General features: G+C 51.6%; 2 tRNA genes and 2 rRNA genes. All 4 read left to right on the top strand.

Going from position 1 to position 1,792, the window contains the following annotated elements:
- Positions 1 to 483: ribosomal RNA gene (locus tag AC3Y5R_RS24105) — 16S ribosomal RNA — on the top strand; the annotation flags it as partial.
- A gap of 74 nt (positions 484 to 557) precedes the next feature.
- Positions 558 to 634: transfer RNA gene (locus AC3Y5R_RS24100), tRNA-Ile, on the top strand.
- A gap of 151 nt (positions 635 to 785) precedes the next feature.
- Positions 786 to 861, top strand: a tRNA-Ala gene (locus AC3Y5R_RS24095).
- A gap of 202 nt (positions 862 to 1,063) precedes the next feature.
- A 23S ribosomal RNA gene (locus AC3Y5R_RS24090) occupies positions 1,064 to 1,792 on the top strand; the annotation flags it as partial.

Genomic DNA, 1,792 nt, shown 5'->3' with positions numbered 1-1,792 from the left:
TGTCGTCAGCTCGTGTTGTGAAATGTTGGGTTAAGTCCCGCAACGAGCGCAACCCTTATCCTTTGTTGCCAGCGATTCGGTCGGGAACTCAAAGGAGACTGCCGGTGATAAACCGGAGGAAGGTGGGGATGACGTCAAGTCATCATGGCCCTTACGGCCAGGGCTACACACGTGCTACAATGGCGCATACAAAGAGAAGCGACCTCGCGAGAGCAAGCGGACCTCATAAAGTGCGTCGTAGTCCGGATCGGAGTCTGCAACTCGACTCCGTGAAGTCGGAATCGCTAGTAATCGTGGATCAGAATGCCACGGTGAATACGTTCCCGGGCCTTGTACACACCGCCCGTCACACCATGGGAGTGGGTTGCAAAAGAAGTAGGTAGCTTAACCTTCGGGAGGGCGCTTACCACTTTGTGATTCATGACTGGGGTGAAGTCGTAACAAGGTAACCGTAGGGGAACCTGCGGTTGGATCACCTCCTTACCTGAAGATACCTTCCTTCGCAGTGTCCACAACAGATTGTCTGATAGAAAAGTAACGAGCAGAAAAACCTCTACAGGCTTGTAGCTCAGGTGGTTAGAGCGCACCCCTGATAAGGGTGAGGTCGGTGGTTCAAGTCCACTCAGGCCTACCAAATTTCATCTCATGCGGCGTTATGCGCGCGGTCGTTTACCTGAAGTAAACTTCCCTTCCGCATGCCTTGCCTGAGAAGAAATTACATTTCTCCTGAAAAAGTAATGTTACTCCTCGCGAGTGGGTAGTAGTGGTCTCTGCAGTAACTGTATGGGGCTATAGCTCAGCTGGGAGAGCGCCTGCCTTGCACGCAGGAGGTCAGCGGTTCGATCCCGCTTAGCTCCACCATGCAGTTTACAACAATACTTCAGAGTGTACCGGCAACGGTATGCTGCGAAGTATTATGCTCTTTAACAATCCGGAACAAGCTGAAAATTGAAACGACATGTCGTTTTCATTCTCCGTAATAAGAATGAAATCAACGATATGTTCGAGTCTCTCAAATGCTTACAGCTGACAACGTGTCCTCCGGGACGCTTGTGGGTTGTGAGGTTAAGTGACTAAGCGTACACGGTGGATGCCCTGGCAGTCAGAGGCGATGAAGGGCGTGCTAATCTGCGAAAAGCGCCGGTAAGGTGATATGAACCGTTACAACCGGCGATACCCGAATGGGGAAACCCAGTGCAATCCGTTGCACTATCGCAACATGAATACATAGTGTTGCGAGGCGAACCGGGGGAACTGAAACATCTAAGTACCCCGAGGAAAAGAAATCAACCGAGATTCCCCCAGTAGCGGCGAGCGAACGGGGAACAGCCCAGAACCTGAATCAGTTTGTGCATTAGTGGAAGCGTCTGGAAAGTCGCAGGGTACAGGGTGACACTCCCGTACACAAAAATGCACTTACTGTGAGTTCGATGAGTAGGGCGGGACACGTGGTATCCTGTCTGAATATGGGGGGACCATCCTCCAAGGCTAAATACTCCTGACTGACCGATAGTGAACCAGTACCGTGAGGGAAAGGCGAAAAGAACCCCGGCGAGGGGAGTGAAAGAGAACCTGAAACCGTGTACGTACAAGCAGTGGGAGCACCTTCGTGGTGTGACTGCGTACCTTTTGTATAATGGGTCAGCGACTTATATTCTGTAGCAAGGTTAACCGTATAGGGGAGCCGCAGGGAAACCGAGTCTTAACTGGGCGTTAAGTTGCAGGGTATAGACCCGAAACCCGGTGATCTAGCCATGGGCAGGTTGAAGGTTGGGTAACACTAACTGGAGGA

Source organism: Erwinia sp. 009765445 (genome assembly GCF_058137865.1).
The sequence above is the reverse complement of the archived record's forward strand: the minus strand, read 5'-3'. Positions and strand labels throughout refer to the sequence as shown.